Here is a 2,985-nt window from a genome sequence, read left to right on the forward strand (position 1 = left end):
CGGTCGCGTCGGCCCTCGATCTGGGCTGCGGCTGCGGCATCCTGGCCCTGCATCTCAGTCGCAGCGCGGCGCGGGTCGTCGCGACCGACATCTCGGCCCGGGCGCTGCGGTTCACCGCGCTGAACGCCGCGCTCAACGGGGCGTCGGGCATCGAGACCCGGCGCGGGAGCCTGTTCGAGCCGGTGCAGGGCGAGGTCTTCGAGAGGATCGCCGCCAACCCCCCGTTCGTCATCACCCCGCGGGTCGACGGCGTGCCGGGCTACGAGTATCGCGACGGCGGCCTGGAGGGCGATGCGCTGATGGCCGCCGTCGTCGGCACGGTCGGCGACCACCTCACGCCCGGCGGGGTCGCGACGCTGCTCGGCAATTGGGAGACGCGCGACGGCGCGAGCGGTCTCGACCGGGCCCGCGGCTGGGTGGATGCCGCTCCCGTGCGGCTCGACGCGTGGGTGATCGAGCGGGAGCGCCTCGATCCTGCGCGCTATGCGGAGCTCTGGGTGCGGGACGGGGGGACGCGGCCCGGCTCCACCGAATACGACGCGCTGCTCGGGGCGTGGCTCGACGACTTCGAACGCCGGGGAGTGAGCGGAATCGGGATGGGCTGGGTGGTGCTGCGCCGGCCCGGGGGCGCCGTGACGCTCGCCCGCTACGAAAAGATCGGGCACGCCCCGGGACGCGTCGCCGGGCTGATCTCGCACGCCCTCGCCGCGCACGACCGGCTCGAGGCCATCGGAGACGACGGGCTCGCGGCATCCACTCTTCTCGTCGCCTCCGACGTCACCGAGGCGCGCCATCACCTGCCCGGCGAGGAGGGCCCGAGCGTTCTCGAACTGCGGCAGGGCGGCGGGCTGGCGCGCACCGTCCCGGTCGACCCGGCGCTCGCCGCGGTGGTCGGCGCGTGCGACGGGGAATTGCCGGTCGGTGCGCTGATCGACGCCGTCGCGCAGCTGCTCGAGGTCGGGCCCGAGGAGCTCCGCGGCGACCTGCTGCCCCGGCTGCGCGAGCTCGTCTTCACGGGCTTCCTCTCGTTCTCGTGAGGATCGGGCTCGATAGGCTCGAAGGATGCTGAACATGGCCGAGGGCGTCGCGCGCCTGGGTGAGCTCGCGGCGTCGCCCGTCGTCGCGACGCTCGCACGCGCGTTCGCCGACGCCGGCCGAGAGCTCGCGATCGTCGGCGGCCCCGTGCGCGACGCCCTGCTCGGCCGCACGACGAACGACCTCGACTTCACGACCGACGCGATGCCCGACGAGATCCTCCGGATCGTGAAGCCGGTCAGCTCGACGCAATGGGACATCGGCCGCGACTTCGGCACGATCGGCGCGAAGGTGCGCGGCGAGCAGGTCGAGATCACGACGTTCCGGGCCGACAGCTACGACGGCCTCACCCGCAAGCCCACGGTCGAGTTCGGCGACTCGCTCGAGGGCGACCTCGCGCGCCGCGACTTCACCGTCAACGCGATGGCGCTCCGGGTGCCCGCCGGCCAGCTCGTCGACCCGACCGGCGGGGTCGAGGACCTCGTCGCGGGCGTGCTCCGCACCCCCGGCGATCCGCGGGTGAGCTTCGGCGACGACCCCCTTCGCATGCTCCGCGCGGCGCGGTTCCGGTCGCAGCTGGGCTTCGAGGTGGATGCCGGCACCGTCGCCGCGATGGCCGAGCTGCGCGAGACCCTGCGGATCGTGAGCCCCGAGCGCATCCAGGGCGAGCTCGTGCGGCTGCTGGCGACCGGCGACCCCGTGCCCGGCATCCGCCTTCTCGTCGACACGGGCCTGATCGAGGAGTTCCTTCCGGAGGTCTCGGCGCTGCGGCTCGAGATCGATGAGCATCACCACCACAAGGACGTCTACGAGCACTCCCTGACGGTGCTCGAGCAGGCGATCGCGCACGAGGGGCAGCGATTTCCGGATGCCGGGCCCGACGTGCCGCTGCGCCTCGCCGCCCTGCTGCACGACATCGGCAAGCCCCGCACGCGAAAGCTCGAGCCGGGCGGCGGGGTGAGCTTTCACCACCACGACGCGGTCGGTGCGCGCATGGCCCGCAAGCGGCTGCAGGCCCTGCGGTTCGACTCCGAGACGATCGACGCGGTCGCACAGCTGATCGACCAGCACCTGCGGTTCTTCGGCTACGCCGAGGGTGCCTGGACCGACTCCGCCGTGCGCCGCTACGTGCGCGACGCCGGCGAGCAGCTCGACCGGCTGCACATCCTGACCCGGGCCGACGTGACGACCCGCAACCGCCGCAAGGCCGCGCGCCTCGCCGCCGCGTACGACGACATCGAGGCGCGCATCGCCGAGCTGCGCGAGCAGGAGCAGCTCGACGCCATGCGCCCCGAGCTCGACGGCAACCGCATTCAGGAGGTGCTCGGCATCCGGCCGGGTCGCGAGGTGGGCGAGGCGTACCGCTTTCTGCTCGACCTGCGCCTCGACGAGGGGGTGCTCGGCCCCGACGAGGCCGAGCGGCGCCTGCGCGCGTGGTGGGCCGCCCGGGGCTGAGGCGCCGGGGTGCCCGGCCGCCGGTGACTTGCGCGCGGGCTACTCGCGGGGCTTGGCTTGACGCGAAGCGCGCGGGGCCTTCGCTGGTCACAAAGTGCGGGTTCTCCTTCACGAACCCGCAGTTTGCGCCCAGCGAGCTCAGTGGGTTTGGGGCGCATTCCCTCCTTTGGGGCGCACGAGGTGCGCCCCAAAGTCGCAGATGCGCCCCAAACCCGGGGGCGTGGCGCTACGCGGGCGTTCGGCACCCGCGAGGGTGGGATTGCCCCGGGCTATGCGGGCGTGTCGGGGTCCGGGCGCGGATCGGTGGTCTCCGTCGCCAGCGCTGCCCGCACCAGGTGGGTCAGGTCGATGCTGACGATGCGCGGCGGCTCGGGAGTCATGGCGCCGTCTCCGACGTGACGGGCGTCGCCGAAGGAACGGGTGTCTCCGAAGGCCCGGGCGTCGCCGAAGGCCCGGGCGTCGCCGAAGGGCTGGGCGTCGCCGATGGGGCGGGCG

3 protein-coding genes are annotated in these 2,985 nt (G+C 73.5%); 2 read left to right on the forward strand and 1 reads right to left on the reverse strand.

The genetic code is table 11. The features are described from left to right. Both VNT50_RS12140 and VNT50_RS12145 read left to right on the forward strand, forming a co-directional pair. Nucleotides 1-1,037: methyltransferase (locus tag VNT50_RS12140; RefSeq protein WP_325485377.1), on the forward strand; the 1,037-nt coding region annotated here is incomplete at its 5' end. Nucleotides 1,038-1,062: 25 nt separating this feature from the next. Further along, nucleotides 1,063-2,490 carry a CCA tRNA nucleotidyltransferase gene (locus tag VNT50_RS12145; RefSeq protein WP_325485378.1) on the forward strand — a complete coding sequence of 476 codons (1,428 nt, stop codon included), beginning with the start codon at nucleotides 1,063-1,065 and terminating at the stop codon, nucleotides 2,488-2,490. 269 nt (nucleotides 2,491-2,759) lie between these two features. Here the strand turns inward: VNT50_RS12145 and VNT50_RS12150 are convergent. Next, the coding region (locus VNT50_RS12150; protein WP_325485379.1) for a hypothetical protein at nucleotides 2,760-2,985 on the reverse strand (226 nt) is incomplete at its 5' end.

This window comes from Microbacterium sp., from assembly GCF_035554235.1.
Lineage (GTDB): Bacteria > Actinomycetota > Actinomycetes > Actinomycetales > Microbacteriaceae > Microbacterium.